The 16,291-nt window shown below is 61.6% G+C and carries 12 protein-coding genes and 1 tRNA gene; 2 read left to right on the top strand and 11 right to left on the bottom strand.

Going from position 1 to position 16,291, the window contains the following annotated elements; all coding sequences use genetic code 11:
- Positions 1–2,295, bottom strand: a 2,295-nt coding sequence (rnr, locus tag QZY07_RS12550) for a ribonuclease R (protein WP_295403071.1), incomplete at its 3' end; no start/stop codon positions are given.
- A gap of 119 nt (positions 2,296–2,414) precedes the next feature.
- On the opposite strand from rnr, the gene QZY07_RS12545 reads away from it, so the two are divergent.
- Together QZY07_RS12545 and QZY07_RS12540 are read left to right on the top strand one after the other, a co-directional pair.
- Positions 2,415–2,501 (top strand) — tRNA-Leu (locus tag QZY07_RS12545).
- 276 nt (positions 2,502–2,777) lie between these two features.
- On the top strand, positions 2,778–4,139 hold the full coding sequence (locus QZY07_RS12540; RefSeq protein WP_295403068.1) for a DegQ family serine endoprotease: 1,362 nt from the start codon (positions 2,778–2,780) through the stop codon (positions 4,137–4,139).
- Positions 4,140–4,196: 57 nt separating this feature from the next.
- Here the strand turns inward: QZY07_RS12540 and QZY07_RS12535 are convergent, their stop codons facing one another.
- The 10 genes from QZY07_RS12535 to QZY07_RS12490 form a co-directional block, all read right to left on the bottom strand.
- Positions 4,197–5,510, bottom strand: coding sequence for a UDP-glucose/GDP-mannose dehydrogenase family protein (locus tag QZY07_RS12535; RefSeq protein WP_295403065.1), 1,314 nt, complete (start codon positions 5,508–5,510; stop codon positions 4,197–4,199).
- Positions 5,511–5,614: 104 nt separating this feature from the next.
- Positions 5,615–7,399 (bottom strand): alginate lyase family protein, encoded by a 1,785-nt coding sequence (locus QZY07_RS12530; RefSeq protein WP_295403061.1) that lies wholly within the window; start codon positions 7,397–7,399, stop codon positions 5,615–5,617.
- Positions 7,400–7,712: 313 nt separating this feature from the next.
- Entirely contained in the window at positions 7,713–8,777 is a 1,065-nt protein-coding gene (locus QZY07_RS12525) for a glycosyltransferase family 4 protein (protein WP_295403059.1), read from the bottom strand.
- A gap of 151 nt (positions 8,778–8,928) precedes the next feature.
- Positions 8,929–9,672 carry a sulfotransferase gene (locus QZY07_RS12520; RefSeq protein ID WP_295403055.1) on the bottom strand — a complete coding sequence of 248 codons (744 nt, stop codon included), beginning with the start codon at positions 9,670–9,672 and terminating at the stop codon, positions 8,929–8,931.
- Positions 9,645–9,914: a hypothetical protein gene (locus QZY07_RS12515; RefSeq protein WP_295403052.1), complete on the bottom strand. Its 270-nt coding sequence runs from the start codon at positions 9,912–9,914 to the stop codon at positions 9,645–9,647. Before QZY07_RS12515 ends, QZY07_RS12520 begins: the two co-directional genes overlap by 28 nt.
- Positions 9,915–9,976: 62 nt before the next feature.
- On the bottom strand, positions 9,977–11,707 hold the full coding sequence (locus QZY07_RS12510; RefSeq protein WP_295403049.1) for an Hsp70 family protein: 1,731 nt from the start codon (positions 11,705–11,707) through the stop codon (positions 9,977–9,979).
- Between the two features lie 226 nt (positions 11,708–11,933).
- Positions 11,934–12,647 carry a nucleotide exchange factor GrpE gene (grpE, locus tag QZY07_RS12505; protein WP_295403046.1) on the bottom strand — a complete coding sequence of 238 codons (714 nt, stop codon included), beginning with the start codon at positions 12,645–12,647 and terminating at the stop codon, positions 11,934–11,936.
- Positions 12,647–12,964, bottom strand: coding sequence for a DnaJ domain-containing protein (locus QZY07_RS12500; protein WP_295403043.1), 318 nt, complete (start codon positions 12,962–12,964; stop codon positions 12,647–12,649). The genes grpE and QZY07_RS12500 overlap by 1 nt, the downstream gene beginning before the upstream one ends.
- A complete protein-coding gene (locus QZY07_RS12495) occupies positions 12,961–15,465 on the bottom strand; it encodes a hypothetical protein (protein WP_295403040.1) in 2,505 nt (834 codons plus the stop codon). Before QZY07_RS12495 ends, QZY07_RS12500 begins: the two co-directional genes overlap by 4 nt.
- Positions 15,466–15,827: 362 nt before the next feature.
- Entirely contained in the window at positions 15,828–16,145 is a 318-nt protein-coding gene (locus tag QZY07_RS12490) for a hypothetical protein (protein ID WP_295403039.1), read from the bottom strand.
- Between the last annotated feature and the right edge of the window lie 146 nt (positions 16,146–16,291).

The raw sequence follows: 16,291 nt of genomic DNA, 5'->3' as shown, positions 1-16,291 counted from the left end.
CTGGCCGGCGGGCTTGCGACTGCCCTGTTCGGCGGCCGGCTTGGGGGCGGCGTGCCCGGAAGACGTGTCGCTGCCCAACTTCGCGGACTTGCGCCCGCCCGATCCCGCGACCGCGACCGGCACGAAATCGATCTTGCGATCATCCAGATTCACCGCGGCGACCTGAATCCGCAGCCGGTCGCCCAGACGATAGACCATCCCGGTGCGCTCGCCATGCAGCCGGTGGCCGATGGGGTCAAAGTGATAGTAATCGTTGTCGAGCGCGGTGATGTGCACCAGCCCGTCCACATGGACCTCGTCGAGTTCGACGAAGATGCCGAACGAATTGACGCTGGTGATGGTGCCGTCGAACTGCTCGCCGAGCTTGTCCTGCATGAACTCGCACTTGAGCCAGTCCTCGGCGTCGCGGGTCGCCTCGTCGGCGCGCCGCTCGGTGCCCGAACACTGTTCGCCGATCTGCTGCAACTCGATCTTGGAGTAGTCGAGATCCGCCGCCGTGCCGCCCGCGAGCAGATGCTTGATGATGCGATGGACGATCAGATCCGGATAACGCCGGATCGGCGAGGTGAAATGGGTGTAGGCATCGAAGGCGAGACCGAAATGGCCGACGTTGTCCGCGCTGTACATGGCCTGCTGCATGGAGCGCAGCAGCACGGTCTGGATCAGGCGACGATCCGGGCGCTCCTTCACCTGCTCCAGCAGTTGCGCATAATCGGCGGCGGTCGGCTTGGCGCCGCCCGGTAGCTTCAGGGCCAACTGACCGAGGAACTCGCGCAGATCGGTGAGCTTCTCCTCGCTCGGGGTGTCATGGATGCGATAGAGCGCCGGAATCCGCTTGCGCTCGAAGAGACGCGCGGCGGCCACGTTAGCGGCCAGCATGCACTCCTCGATCAGCTTGTGGGCGTCGTTGCGGATCAGCGGCACCACCGCCTCGATGCGGCCCTGATTGGTGAACTCGAATTTGGTTTCCGTGGTGTCGAAATCGATGGCGCCGCGCTCGGCCCGCGCCGCGTGAAGTACCTGATAGAGCTGATAGAGTTCGTGCAGACGGGGCAACACATCCGCGTATTGCGCGCACAACTCGGCATCGCCCTCGACCACCATGGCCGCGACCTGATCGTAGGTTAAGCGTGCCTGGGAACGCATGACGCCCTCGAAGAAGCGGGTGCGCGTGACCTTGCCTTCCGCATTGATATAGAGCTCGGCGGTCATGCACAGCCGATCGACCTCGGGGTTCAGCGAGCAGAGTCCGTTCGACAGGATCTCCGGTAGCATGGGGATGACCCGGTCCGGGAAGTAGACCGAATTGCCGCGCGACCTGGCCTCGGTGTCCAGCGCGGTGCCAGGAACCACATAGCTTGAGACGTCGGCGATGCAGACCAGCAGCTTCCAGCCCTTGGGCTTGCGTTCGCAGTAGACGGCATCGTCGAAATCACGCGCATCGGCCCCATCGATCGTCACCAGCGCCAGCTTGCGCAGATCCGTGCGGCCCACTTTCGCCGTCTCCGGCACCTCGGCGGTCAGTCCGGCGACTTCCGCCTTGACCTCATCGGGCCAGTCCACCGGCAGATCATGGGTGCGGATCGCGATGTCCGTCTCCATGCCCGGCCCCATGTGATCGCCGAGCACTTCCACAATGCGCCCGATGGGCTGGGTGCGCGAGGTTGGCTGATCGGTGATCTCGGCCACCACGATCTGACCCTGCTGCGCGCCTTCCATCCGGTCGCTCGGGATCACGATGTCGTGGGTCAGACGCTTCTTGTCCGGCATCACGAAACCGACGCCGCTCTCTTGATAGAGACGCCCGACCACGGTACGGGTATTGCGTTCCAGAATCTCCACCACCGCGGCCTCCAGACGCCCGCGCCGGTCGCGTCCGCTCACCCGCACCACCACCCGGTCGCCGTGGAAGAGCGCGCGCATCTCCTTCGCGTAGAGATAGAGGTCGTCGCCGCCCTCGTCGGGACGCACGAAGCCGAACCCGTCAGGATGGCCGATCACCCGACCCGCGATCAGATCGCGCTTGTTCACCAGACAGAACGCCTGGTTGCGATTGCGGACCAACTGGCCGTCGCGCACCATGGCGCCGAGGCGGCGCTCCAGCGCGATCCGATCCTCGTCGTCGGTCAGTTCAAGGGTGGTTGCCAGTTCCTCGAAGGATTGAGGCGCCCCGTTGCTGGTGAGCGTTTCGAGGATAAATTCGCGGCTCGGGATGGGGTTGGCGTATTTCTTCGCTTCGCGCTGGCGATGCGGATCCGCGTCTTTGACGGTGCTGGAGGGTCGACGTTTTGCCACGTGATCTCGTTCATTCTCAAAAAGGTCAAGTGTACCGTTGACAAGCCCGGCGCGCCTCACTAATATTCGCGCCTCGCTCGGTGTCGTCATCACTCGCTTGATGACACTCCAAGCCTCATGCCGAGGTGGCGGAATTGGTAGACGCGCATGGTTCAGGTCCATGTAAGCGAAAGCTTGTGGAGGTTCGAGTCCTCTTCTCGGCACCATTTTCTCAATGGTTTGGAAAGATAAACGCTTTCTCAAGCCTGGTTTCTATCCCCGCATTCAAGTTCGGTTCCTCTTTTTCGACCCCGTCGCCTCACTGTCTGTATTCAGCCTTTCCGCTTTCTTTGGCAGCGATCGCGCGCGTCTCGCTAACCCATGTTCATCGAAGGTCAGGATCACCCCTCTTGACGGTTGCGCGCAGAACGTTGTCATCCATTGCGCAATCAGGTTCGCTCCATTATTTTTAGTGTCATGCGATCTCCACCAGACTGCCAGCGATGACCTTTATCCAACGTCTTGTCCGCACTTTCCTTCTTATCCCGCTTCTGCTGTCGGCGGCGCCATCGCGCGCGGGACTGCCGACATCGATCGACGGTCAGCCACTCCCGAGTCTGGCGCCGATGCTGGATCGGGTGGTTCCGGCCGTCGTCAATATCTCCACGGTCAGCCAGATCGAGACGGCGGATCATCCGCTGCTGCGAGATCCCTTTTTCCGCCACTTCTTCGATATCCCGCAGGAACGCCAGCAACGGAAAAGCAATAGCCTGGGCTCCGGGATCATCGTGGACGCCAAACGCGGGCTAGTCCTGACGAACCATCACGTCATCGCCAAGGCGTCGGAGATCGGGGTCGGCCTGCACGACGGCCGCACCATCGACGCCGAGTTGATTGGCGCCGATCCGGCCACCGATGTCGCCGTTCTGCGCATCCCTGCCAAGGATCTGGCCGCCCTGTCGTTCGCCGATTCGGACGCGCTCAGGGTCGGCGACTTCGTCGTGGCGATCGGCAATCCCTTTGGTCTCAGCCAAACGGTGACCTCCGGAATCGTGAGCGGACTGGGCCGCACCGGGCTTGGCATTGAGGGCTACGAGAGCTTTATTCAGACCGATGCCTCGATCAATCCGGGTAACTCGGGCGGACCCTTGGTTAATCTGCGTGGCGAACTAGTTGGTATGAATACCGCGATCCTTGCCCCTGGCGGCGGCAATATCGGCATTGGCTTCGCGATTCCCGCGAACATGGTGCGGGCGATCATGGAGCAGCTCGTGGAACATGGTGCGGTGCGGCGCGGTCTGTTCGGTGTCGGGGTGCAGGATCTGACCGGAGAATTGGTCGCGGCCTTTGACCTTGAGGACCGCGATGGCGCGCTGGTCACGAGCGTGGAAAAGGGCTCGGCAGCCGCCGATGCGGGACTGCGCGAAGGCGACATCATTCTCACGGTTAACGACAAACCGATCCGGGGATCGGCGGATCTGCGCAATCGCTTCGGACTGCTGCGGGTTGGCGAGCGGGTGGAACTGGAGATCGTGCGAGGCGGCAAGCCGCGCCGTCTGAGCGGAATCATTGCCGACCCCTACCGTGACTTCGTCCGCGGCGACCGTCTCTCGCCCATCCTGGCGGGTGCGCTCTTCGGTGAGTTGGACCGCCGGGTCGGCGTGCCCGCCGTGCCCGTGGGGACGGTGGAAACCGACAGTCCCGCCTGGAACGCGGGTTTGCGCGAGGGCGACCGCATTCTGCAGGTCAACGGTCAAGGGATCGACAGTCTGAGCGAAATCGCCATTCTCTTGCGTCAGGCCGGCGGACTCCTCAGCCTGCGGGTCCAGCGTGGCGATGATTTGCTCCTGTTGGCGCGTCGTTGATTCGGCGCGGCCGCGTCCGACCGCGGGGAGGGCGGACGCGGTGTATCCGGGATGAGATTACCAGCAAATGCCGCGATACTGGCTTGCGCTGCTTTTCCGGTCGGTGACGCCCCACAGATCGACCATGATTTGTTGGGGGGATAAACGCTCCAGCATTCCCTTGAATTCTTTGGACGGGTTGCCGATCACGACCGTCTCGGCATGAGCCAATGCCTCCTCGATACTGTCAACCATCAGTTTCGAGATATGCGGTATGTGATTCAGAATATAGTCCCGGTTGGCGCCAACGAGGCTGGCGATGTTGACGTTTCGATCATAGACCTTCAGATCGAAACCTTTACCCAATAGCCGCTCGATCAACTCGACGACCGGGCTTTCGCGCAGATCGTCAGTCCCTGCCTTGAAGGCAAAGCCCAGGATACTGATTTTTTTGTGGCCGGCGGCGATGACCATGTCCAGCGCGCGTCGCACCTGCAGCTCGTTGCTCGGCATGATGGCATCAAGGATTGGCACGGCCACATCACACTCGCGGGCCTTGTAGGTCAATGCGCGCACATCCTTGGGCAGGCATGAGCCGCCGAAGGCAAAACCGGGCTTCATGTAGTATGGGGAGAGGTTCAGCTTCGTATCCTGGCAAAAAATGTCCATGACCTGCCGCCCATCAAGCCCTGAAGCTTTGCAGATACTTCCGATTTCGTTGGCAAATCCGACCTTCAGCGCGTGCCAGACGTTGTCGGTGTATTTGACCATTTCGGCCGTTTCGACTTCGGTGCGGATCAAGGGCGCGTCGAGTCCCGCGTAGAGGCTGGCCAGAATCTCCCCGCTGCGATCGTCCGTTTCGCCGATCACGGTCTTGGGCGGGTTATAAAAATCCCAGACCGCCGAGCCTTCGCGCAGAAACTCGGGATTGTTGCAGACGCCAAAATCAACCCCGGCCCGCTTCCCGGAGCATTCCTCCAGCACCGGGATGACGACATTCCGCATCGATCCCGGCAGCATCGTGCTGCGCGCGACCACGACGTGAAAGCGATCTTGATCGCGCAGTGCCTCGCCAATCTGCTCGCAGACGTGGCGCACATAGCGCAGATCCAGGCTGCCGTTGATTTGACTTGGCGTGCCGACACAGATCAGGGAAAGATCGGAGATTGCGATGGCGTCCTGAACGCTTTCCGTGGCGGTCAGCGTTCCCTTGGCGATGGCATCGGCGATCATGTCGCCCACGCCTTCCTCGATGATCGGCGAGACGCCCTGTTGAATCAGACGAACCTTGGTCCGATTCGGATCGACACCAACGACCTCATGACCCTCTTTGGCAAGGCAGGCCGCGGAGACCGCGCCAACATAACCAAGACCGAAAATACTGACTTTCATAACCCTACCCCATCTGTAGACGAAAACCCGAGATCCGGTACTGGAACCGCCGAGAGCTCTAAGAATTGCTTGGCATCCGGTCGTCCATGGCGGATTCAGCGCGGTCAGCCGATGTCGATCAGCGCATCCAGTTGTGTCTGACCGCGAATGTCGAAGCGTTCCACCAGGGAATAGGCGGGATGCTTGCGGTCGAAACCGCGCGAGATCCAGCCGGTCATCGGATCGTCCGAGCCGATGGACAGCACGCGATGACCCTGCGACCTGGGATCCAGCGCGAGTTCGATGCGTCGCCCGGCATTGGACACCACAACGCCCGGAGCGGTGAAATCGACCTGGCAACCTTCCGAGAAATGCCAACATCGCTCCACCCGATGATCCGCGGCGCACTCCAGGGTGTCGCGCAGGCGAAGCGCTCGGGCGGACTTCTCGAATCGCCAATGCCGGCGATGAATCACCGGATCCGGCAGACTGGAATAACCGTCATGCTCTCCAACCAGTTCCGCTACGTCGGGATCGTCGCGCCATGCCAGAGAACGGGCGCGCGCATGACGCAACCACATGAAGTTTCCGCCAATCAGCGATTGATCCAGGCCGTCGACACGCAGCGTATTATGCGCGGCGGTGCCCCGGAAATACTCGCGCCAGACCTTTTGCGTATGATAACTGTAGGTGCCGGGGTCGACGAGAAATTCAATGCCGCCGACCGAGAGGGAGAAGGCAAGCGCATCCGCATGACCATGCGCGGCGATCGAGAGATAGCCGAGAGGTCCCGTGTCCGCGACGATGCGAATTTCCCGGTCGGTCTCCCAATCCGTGCCGAGGATGTAGTAACCCCCGTTCGGGAAACTCGTCCGAACCGGTCGAGCAGAGTCAGGCCAGTCAATCGGGAGCGCGTGAGCATCGTCAATCTTCGCGCCCATCAGCCAGCGGGTCTTCGCGTCGATTCCGCCGGCCTTAGCCAACAGATCCGGGCGCTCGAACAGGAGCCCGCCAGAGGCCAGCAGAGATCGATAGGGACAGAAATTTTCTCCCTGAGCCAGCCGGACCGCATAACCGTCGTCGGCATCTCCGATCATCGGCAAATTACCGCCGACATCCATGATCGACGCCAGAAAATCGAGCATGCGTTCGAGACTTTCCCAATAGCTTGCCGCGAAATTGAAACCGTTTTCACGCCCGGCAAGCCCGGCGATCAGGAGAAAATCCCCGACGAATTGCAAGTAGGAGACGGTCTGCTCTTTGAGAACCCCGTCCGCATGAACCTGGAGGACCGCTTCCCTCGCCAGGATCGTGTGCGATTCGGCTCGCCAGGCGGACGACCTTGACCAGGCGGGCCAGGTCACGGAAGCGATAAAGAGTCCGGCGGCCTCGCCAATCAGATGATTGTTCGCCGATGAATCGCGCGACCAGTTTTCCGCAATGAAACACGAATGCTCCCAAATCGAACCGAGCCAGGCCGAATGAACATGTCTGCCGTCCTCGCCCGCGAACAAGCGGCTCTCCGCGCCGCCGATCAGTTGCCAGCAGATCGACCAGTTGATCAACCGAATCCCGGCCTCCAGCGAGCTTGACCAGTTAGGGCCCCGGGGATAGGGGCATTGCTCGATCCAGGAGCACAAAAGTCGCTTAAAACCTTCCAGATAACGCTCATCCCTAGTGATCCAATAGGCTTGACACAAGGTGACGAACTCTAGGTGTCGATTAGGCTCCCAGAGATATTTGATATCTCCGACGAGCGCCTCTTGACGATAATCGAGTGCCATCCCAAAGGTCGACGGGGCCAGGGTGCCCGTTTTCGGATCCCGGTTCCAATCCGGAGGGATTCCCAAATAGACGTCGGAGAGCGCAAAAACAGCATAATGACCCGCGAGGATTCGATCCGCTGCCATGGAATACGCATTGGCGCCGACACGATCTCCTGGATGAAGCCATGGCTTGCTCGTTGCGGATGGGTTGGGAACCGGAGGTTTGCCATGGGTTCCGCGAAGCCGCCGCGTGGTCACTCTCAACTTCTTGTGCAGGCGATGGAAGATCTCTCCAACCGACATGCAGCGCAGCCGATTCAGATACCAGTTCAATTTTTCGGATTGCCGCGCCATTGGGTATCCTATTCAACCGCGTCGAGGATGACATGCGGCATTGCGAGTAAATTCGACCTTGCGTGAATCAGCGGACGACGTGAGTGGAGCGATTCGTTGAATTTTATCGACCAATCTCGGCATACAAGGCGCTCAATGCGTGCTCGACGCACTCCATGCTAAAGGATTCGTCGGCGCGTTTACGTGATAGGCGGCTTGCTTCAAGCCACGCGGTCGTGTTATTCGAATACGTCAGGATGCGATCGGCCAGCGCCTCGCTGTCGCCCGGCTCGATGAGATAACCATTCGCTCCATTGGTGACCGCATCGGGAATGCCGCCCACCGGTGTCGAAATAATCGGCAGTCCGGACGCCATCGCCTCAAGGATTCCCATGGGCAACCCCTCGTCATACGAGGGCAACGCATAGAGATCCGCGTGTCCGAGCAGTTCGACCACCCGCTTGTCATCGACCCAGCCCAGCACTTCGACGTGATTCGTGAGATCGGCCGCGCGGATAGCGGCGTTCGCGCGCTCGACTTCTCCGTCCCCGGCGATCAGAAAGTGTACGTCAATTGCTTTTAGACGCTCTGCGGCACGAATCAGATCAAAGGTGCCCTTGCGTTCTCCGATCCGGCCCAGGAAGAGAACGACCATGGGTGCGTGAGGTCTGGTTCGCTCGACATGATATTTTTCGACATTGACGCCATTATGAATAATCACCCCCCGAGATGAAGGTGAAATTTCTTGGAATTTCACCAGCCAGGACTCCGACAGAGCGATGACGGCATCGGCCTGCGAGAGACCGAAGCGGATTGCGGCCTTCTCCAAACGATTGGATTTTGCGTAATAATTGTCGAACGAGCTGCCATGAACATGCCAGATCGTCCGTTTGCCAAACGCCCGCGCGATCAGGAAAAGTAAAAACAGCCGCCGGTAACTCCAGCCCTGCGAGGTATGAAAATGGATGATTTCGGAGCCTAGGATCGAAACGATGATGCGCGGTGATTGGACAAGATAGAACAAGGCTTTTGTCAACCGATTGCCATCGCGGTGAGTGGGCAAGTAGTGTACTCCGAGACGCTCAAACATTCCCCGTTCAACGTAATTGCGAATGACCGAACCGATGCCGCCCTTCGTTGATATCTGAGTTCCAAGCATCACAATACGCGGTGTCGTCTTGGCTTTCATGTTTTAATCCGCCCCCATTGCGCGCGTCGCTAATCGGCCGTGACGTTTTTCAAGCGCATCGCGGGGCTTTATATGAACCCCCATGATGGATTGGTGGATGGCGCGGTGATTCTGAATCATCTCGCCGAACATCATCGGATGAGTCGTTCCATCATTCAACCAAAAATTGACCATATCCCGCGGCTTTCACGGCGCTTGCCATTTCGGAATAGTTTTCCACGGTTTCCCGCAACGGCCGGCTGATGAGCTTCTTCAGTGGCGACACCAATTCAATGTCATGATCCACGCCGAGAAAATCGAGAATGCGGATCGATGTCTCACGTTTTTTCTCGACGAATTCCTCATAACTGATCTCCAGCGAATCCAGCTTCCGCAGGCGTGAGCGCCATCTGGCTTTCTGCGTCTCGATTCGTTTCAACTGCTTCATCATCAGTGGGATATCGATGCGTATATTTGGCTGATCCTTTACCGTGCGGGAATGAAAGGTGCTAGTGGACTTGGCCATCTGCCTGGAGACGCAAGTATTCAAAGGACTGTCCCGCAAGAGATGCAGCACGCGGACATCGTTTTCCTTTATGTATTTCATGACCATTGGAAATCGATAGGGTACGTGCCACGAATGGGAGTACATATATTTGAAGCCAATCGCGGACTCGGTGGAGGAATCGTAAAGACGATCCAGCAACCCGTAAACCAAATTTTTTCTCCGCAGGAGTTCCAAAGGCCTTGAAATACCCGTCTGCCTGACATGCTCGAAATAGGAGTAATCGGCCTTATAGGTGGGTAAAAAGATCTCGCCTAAGCACTTGATGAGCGGATGACTCGCAAGAGAAGAATACATTAACGTTGAGCCACTGCGTTGCGTGCTCAGAATCGCGAATTTGACTTTCTCCACTGTCGTGAATCCTCTAGCTGTCTATTTATATGGGTCAACGACGTTGCATCGGCGCCTTCCACGCTTGCGAGCCACTGGGCGAAACAAAACAGGTGTTGCGCAAAAGGCGTGCGGCGCAGGGCCAGCGCCTGGATCAGGTCCGCGCTCGCCGCCTCGGGATCGGCGCTCTCCAGATGCGCGATGGCGCGAGCGATCAGCGACTCGGCCGCCTGTTCGATCCGGATCAGGCCAGTCAGCTCCATGCCGCATCGCCGACAGGTGCCGCCGCCTTCCCAGCGGGCCGCGCAGTTCGGACACCGCTCCATCAGGACTCCAGGTAATAGAGCAGATCCGTCAGCGCGGTGACCGCCGACTCCAGCGTGTCGCTCGCGTCGGCTTCGAGCGCGTCCCGAACCCTTTCGATCAGATCGACCAGATCTTCGCGATCCTCCGGATTCGCGCTCTCCAGCAGTCGTTCAGCCTTCTCGATCAGTGCGTTGGCCTGGACCGTCTCGCGCTGCTCATGAGACACATCGCGGGCCTCGCCGTCGATCAGGGCGCCGATGCGCTCGCGAGCGGCATCGAGTTCCCGTTGCTCGAAACGGGTGGTGGCGTTATCGATGGAGATGCGCGTCTCCAGTCCGGTGCGTTTCTCGCGCGAGCTGACGTGCAGGATGCCGTTCAGGTCCAGCGAAAAGGTGGTGACGATCAGGTTACCCGCCGGGACATCGCTCAGACCCTCGATGCGGAAGGCGCCGATCTCGGTGTTATTGAGCGCGTCCGGATCGTCGCCCTGGTAGACCTGCACCTCGATGGTGGTCTGACCGTCGTAGTGGGTCTGAAAAACCTCGCTCTTGGTCACCGGGATCGGGGTGTTCTTGCGGATCAGCGGGATGTAGGTGTAGGGGTACAGTTCGCCGTTGAGATCGCTGAGCGCGCTGGTTCCGAAGGTATAGGGAGTGATATCCACCAGCACGCGGGAGACCTGTTCGCCGGCGATCACCGCCGCCTGGATTGCCGCGCCCGCGGCCACGCAGAGTTCGGGATCGACCTCGGCGCGGGGCTGCATGCCGAGCGTCTCCTCCAGCCGTGTCTGCACCAGCGGGGTACGGGTGGCGCCGCCCACCAGCAGCACCTCGTCGATGTCCCGTACCGTGAGCGAGGCACCTTTGAGGGCGATATGCACCGCCTCCAGGGTCTCGTCGATGTAGGGCGCGATCATCGCCTCGTACTCGGTGCGCGCGACCTCCAGCGACAGGTTGACCGGCTGACCGTCGCGCTCCAGCAGATATTCTTCCTCGATGCGCGCGAAGGGCGCGTCGCTGAGCGCGATCTTGACCGTTTCGCAGGCGCGGACGATACGGGCCATGGCGGCGCGCTGTTCGCTGGGATCGACGCCCAAGGTCTCTTTCAGATGGGTAATGACATGTTCAACGAGTTTGGCATCGAAATCGTCTCCGCCGAGATGATTGTTGCCGTGACTCGCCAGTACCTCGGTCACGTCCCGGTTCAGGCGCACCACCGAGACATCGAAGGTGCCGCCGCCCAGATCGTAGACCAGGATGGTCTTGGCCGTCTCATGGTCGGCCTCGTAGGCGAGCGCGGCGGCGGTCGGCTCGTTGATGATGCGCACGACTTCCAGCCCCGCCAGCCCGCCGGCGTCGCGGGTGGCCTGGCGCTGGGCGTCGGAGAAATAGGCGGGCACGGTGACGATGGCCTTCGACACCGGCTGGCCCAGCGCGTCCTCGGCGGCCTGCTTGAGCCGGCGCAGAATGAGTGCCGAGATCTCCTGCGGCGTATAGCTTTGCTCGCCCATCGGCAGCCGCACGTCCTCGCCCATGCGCCGCTTGACCGAGCGGATGGTGCGTTCCGGATAGATGACGTACTGATTGCGCGCGGACTGACCCACGAGCAGCGTGCCGTCGTCGGCGAGCCCGACCATGGAGGGCAGGATCTTCGATCCGTCGACCTCGATGATGCGGGTGCGACCGTCCTGCACCACGGCCACCTCGGAGTTAGTGGTGCCCAGGTCAATACCGATGATGATGTCGTTCATGCGTGTTTCCGTGTTCGTATAAGGTAAGACGATTTCCGGGAAAGTCCATAACCCCATGCCCAAGGCTTCAAAATGGACAGGATTCACAGGATGTTTCAAGATTCACAGGATTAAAAACAGCTTTTGACAAAATCCTGTCCATCCTGAGCAATCCTGTTAATCCTGTCCATTTAAAGGGTTGATTCCGTAAAAAACTTTACCGGAAATCGCCTAAGTTCGTCGCGGTTCAGCCCAGCGACCAGACGCCCGGCGGCGGTACGCCGTCGGGACTGCCGAGCGCGCGGCCGCGCGGGCGGTTGACCACCACTTCGGCGGGTCGCAGCAGCCGGTCCCGATAGAGAAACCCCTTGCGCAGCTCGCCGACCACGACGCCCTCGGGGCGATAAGGGTTGCGTGCCAGTTCCGCCGCGTGCATGGTCCGCGGGTCGAAGGTTTGGCCCAGAGCGGGCAGCTCGCGCACCTCGCGACGCGCCAGGGTTTCGTCGAAGCGACGCAGATTCATGCCCATGCCCTCGGCCATGGACGCCACGAAGGCGGCGGTGCGCCCGCCGAACCAGCCCGGCTGAAAGCGCCGCGCCTGATCGTGTCCCGCCTGGAGACGATCGCGCAGTTCCAGCAATTCAAGCAGCAAGTCTTTTTCGCCCTTCTGGTCCGCCGCGCGCTCCTGCTCGCGCCGCCGTTCCTGTTCGTCGTCCAGTCGGGCGTTGGCCTCGCGCAGGGTATCGAAGAGGGTGCGAAAATCGTCAAGCGCGGATTTGACCTGACGCGACTCCAGCTTGACCTCGTTCTTGAGCGCGGCCAATTCCGAGAGGAGCGTGAAGAGATCCGGCGCGGCATCGTCATCCGTTCCCTGAGCCGAGTCGCCGGGAACCGCCTGGGAATGCGCGTCCAGATAGGCCCGAAAGCGGTCGGTCAGCCGCTCCTTCTCTGCCTCGTCCATCAGTCGTCTCCGCGCAGCAGGGCGGCGAACAGCGCCGGTTCCGGGCGCGTCCGGGCGGCATCCTCCGGGCGCGGGGAGCGTTCCAGCGGAAACGCCCGGTCGAGCAGATCCGCCGGCTCGGGTGGCGCGGTCTCGAAGAGATCATAGGCCAGACGGTCGCGCTGGGTGCGCAGGGCCTCGTAAGCCGCGCGCAGGGCCTGAAAGCCGTCGGCGTCGCGCTCTGGCGGGCAGCGTTTGATGCCCGCCAGATAGGCCGTCTCGATGGCGGCGTCGTCCGCGTCGTCGGGGACGCCAAGGATCAGATAGGGGTTTCTCATCGGAAGAAGTCCGAAAGGTCCGGAGTCTTGCCATCGTGGACCTGGTCGAAGATTTGAATCAGTTGTTCGATTACCGCCGGCTCGCCGATCTGGCGCGCCCGGCGTTTGAGCAGCTTCTTCAAGTCCGGAGGAAAATCCATGATTTGCATCGCCTTGTCCAGGCCGACCATGCGCAGCATCATGATGACCGCGCCGGTAGCCATCCCGTCGGTAAAAGGTTCGTCGTCATCGTCATCGTCCGCAAAGTCGTCCTCGAAGGGAAAACCGAACGGGCTTGCGCCCAGAGGACCGCCAAAGCCGAACGGGTTCAGCGCGTCGAAGATCTCCTTGATCCGCAGCGCGGTCCGCATATCCCCTTCCTCGCGGGCCTGTCCCAGCGCTTCATCCAGACGGTCGAGATCGCGGTTCGGGCGACCGCTGAATCCCTTGGGATATTTGGCCTCGAAGGCGTGAAGCTCGAACACCGGCGCGCCACGCCACTGTTTCAGCGCAATGTCCGCGACACGCCGGCGAAGTTTGTGGAAGCCGCAGCGGCGCAGGGTGTCGCAGGCCGACTCCAGATCGCTACGCGACAGTCGCGCCCAGGGCGCACTGCCGAGCGACTTGGCGAAATAGGCGTCGAGTTCGCGCGAGAGCTTGCCGCCGCCATCCAGATGGGTCCGCAGCCGGGTCAACGCGGCGAGCAGATCCGCCGGTCCCTGGCTGACGAATTTCGGGAGAATGACCTGCTTGAACAGCTTGAGGGGCGGGAGTTTGACCGCGTCCCCGGCGAGGACCAGCGCCGCTTGCGCCGCCAGTCCGCCGCCCAGCCGCGCGACGGTCTCGCGCAGGATCGCGGCATCGGCATGCTCGATCACGGCGATGAGCCCCGAAGTCAGATCGAGTTGCTCGCGCGCATGACCGCCGCGTGCCCAGACGTCGGCCTCGTCCAGCGTCTTGCGCGCCAGATCCGCGCGCCCCTTGAGGAGCTGTTTACGGGCGTGCGCGAGATGGGCCGCCACCAGATGCTCGCGCACCTCGGTGTTGATCGGATCCGCGGCGAGAATCCGACTGGCCAGGCCGGCGGCCTTTTTGAACGCGCCGGCATCGAGCGCCACGTCCATGGCCGCGCTCAAAACGCGCGGATCCTGGGGCCAGCGTTCGGAAACCTGATCCAGCAGTCGGCGGACATCCTTGGTGCGCTTGCCGCGGCGGTAGTACTGAAGCAGACGCAGCGTGATGTCGCGATCCTCCGGATCCCAAGTCAGACTCTCATCCACCAGCTCCGCGACCCGCCAATCGAGATCGTCCGGATCATCGGAGGGCTCGGGTCGGTCCAGCACCCGGCCGAACTGGTCGGCACGCCGCAAGGCCATTGCGATGCAAAGTTTGTCATCCGGGGTCAGTTCCGCGGGCGCACGGGCGCCGATCAGGTCGCGCGCGTAATTCTCCCAACCGTCCAGAACGTCCCAGGGATCTTTCGACTGCTCGGCATGCCAGGCGGCGACCAGGCGCGCTTCCAGCGGATTCGCCTTGACGGCACCCACTGCGGGGAGCGACTTGAGACTCGCCGGATAGTCGCGGATCAGGAGACGCAGACTCTGCTGACGGACCCAGTTCGCGCCCAGTCGGTCGCGGTGGCGATAGAGAAGGCGTAGCAGGGCGACGGGTTGCGCCTCGCGACCCAGCCGATCGATTTCCTCCCACAGCGCGATCCGCTCCGGCGGCCAGCCGCGCAAGGCGCAGGCGAAGCGGACCTCGCTTCGGTCCGGACGTTGCGGTTTCCCGGCCTCGCGGATGGCGTCCATGAACCGGACCTCGGGCAGCAGCGCCAGCTCGGCGGCCTGTCTGATCGCGGCGAAGGCCGAGTCGTCGCCGATCCGCCCAAGCAGATCGGCGGCCTCCCGGGGGCGCTCCGGCAGGCACTCGAACGCCTTCAGGATCTGCACCCAATCGCGGTAGGGCGAACGGAAGGGGAGCGCACCCAGCGCCGCGCGCAGACCCGCCGCGTCGCCCGCGCAATAGGCGGCCAGGGCCGCGCGCGCCGGCTCGGCATGGCGTCTGACGGGATCCTCGGGCGCCAGCCGCTCGGCAATGACGGTCTCTCCCGCCAGGACGCGCGCGGCCAGCAAGGTCCGCAGACGCTCGGCCTCGGCCGGCGGCAACGTGGCACCCTTCGTCAGCAGGGCGCACACCGTCTCGGGACGCCCCAGACGCAGCAGGAGCGTCGCCTGCTCCGGCGCGAAAGCAATGTCCTTGCCTAGATTGGCGCGGTTCTCCCAGATCGCCAGCGCCTCCTTGAGCATGCCCTTGGCGCTCAGCGCGCGCGCGCGTCCAGCATAGGCGTCGGCCAGCGCGAACCGCCAGTCCGGGCGGGGCTCCAGTTTCAGAAGCTGCTTGAAACCGTCGATGGCATCGCGGAAATAACCGCCAGCCAGAGACGCGCGCGACTTGCGCTCGATCTCCTCGGGGGCGAGCTTGGCGGTACCGGAGGCGGTACGCTGCTTGGGTTTCTTAGGCATCGGCTGTTTATGATGATCTGGTTCAAGTGTCAGGGTAGCCGGTGGAGGTCTGCCGCCGGCAAATCGGCTGACGAGTATAGCGTCGCGAGAGGCCTGCTGGCTTGTTTCTCGTGCTGAGCGGATGGAACCGACATAACGGAGCGCGCGTTCCCGAGCGCGCGCGGCGGCGTCCCGCTTGCGCGAATCCGCACGCCCCATCGATCATGGCGCTCAATTCCCGCAAGCCCTGCGGACATCGACAGCCTGAGTACTGTTCGCGGTTGAAGTTAAGCGCGTTCGGGTTTTAGAAACAATACATGCCGTGCCGGATGCGATTTAACGCAATCGCAGGGAAACGGTCAAATCGGCGATTTCCTGGTCGGTCAGCTTCTGCCTGGGGCTCGGCGCTCTCGGTTTCTCCCAAGCGCGCGGACATAGTGTTGGAGAAGGTCGCGATGGCCGACGTGAGCATGGCAGGTCACGCACTGCATGGCGTCGTGACCGCTGAAGTAGGTCTGATGGGTAAAGGCCGAGGTCGGTTCTCGACCCTTGGCCTGGTCGAGTCTGGAGTGGCAGACGAGACAGCCCGAGTCGTGGACATAGTCGCCACGGCGTTCCAGATTCGCGATCCAGTCTGGTGTCCTGAAGATCGCAATCATTTGCGCCAAGCCGTCATGAATTCCGGTGTTAACTTTGGCCATCAGGTACTCACGGTTCGCCCATTTTGAAAGCCGCGTCCTCGGATTGCATACCCAGCCCTTGATCAATGGTTTCCGGAAATCCGAGCAAGCCGACAATGCGCGACTGCACCGCTTTCAGTGGGGTCATGCTGTGCCAGTTCGTGCCG

This window comes from uncultured Thiocystis sp. (assembly GCF_903866365.1).
In the GTDB taxonomy this organism is placed as follows: domain Bacteria; phylum Pseudomonadota; class Gammaproteobacteria; order Chromatiales; family Chromatiaceae; genus Chromatium.
The sequence above is the reverse complement of the archived record's forward strand: the minus strand, read 5'-3'. Positions and strand labels throughout refer to the sequence as shown.